The 403-nt window shown below is 78.2% G+C and carries 1 protein-coding gene; it reads left to right on the top strand.

Annotated elements, in window-relative coordinates:
- Positions 1-63 precede the first annotated feature (63 nt).
- Positions 64-403, top strand: a 340-nt coding sequence (locus tag VR45_RS37860) for a PHP domain-containing protein (protein ID WP_045944489.1), incomplete at its 3' end; no start/stop codon positions are given.

The raw sequence follows: 403 nt of genomic DNA, 5'->3' as shown, positions 1-403 counted from the left end.
CCCTTCCCCGCCCCGCCGCCCGCCGCCGGACCGGGCCCGGCCCGCGGCGGGGGAGCGGGCCCGGTGGGGTGGGCGGAACTGCACGTCCACTCCACCTACAGCTTCCTCGACGGCGCCAGCGACCCCGCCGAGCTCGTCGCCGAGGCCGTCCGACTGGGCATCGAGACCCTCGCCGTCACCGACCACGACGGCCTCTACGCGGCCCCCGTGTTCGCGGTGGAGGCGCGCCGCGCCGGCATCGGCACGGTCTTCGGCGCGGAGCTGACCCTGGACGCCGCCCTCGCCCCCACCGGAGCGGCGGACCAGGACGGCGAGCACCTGCTCGTCCTCGCCCGCGGAGCCGAGGGCTACCGCCGCCTGTCCAAGGCGATCGGCGACGCCCACCTCGCCGGCGCTGGCAAAC

Origin of the sequence: Streptomyces sp. NRRL S-495 (assembly GCF_000966955.1) — a bacterium.
GTDB classification, from domain to species: Bacteria; Actinomycetota; Actinomycetes; order Streptomycetales; family Streptomycetaceae; genus Kitasatospora; species Kitasatospora purpeofusca.
This window is presented reverse-complemented; position numbering and strand designations above follow the sequence as displayed.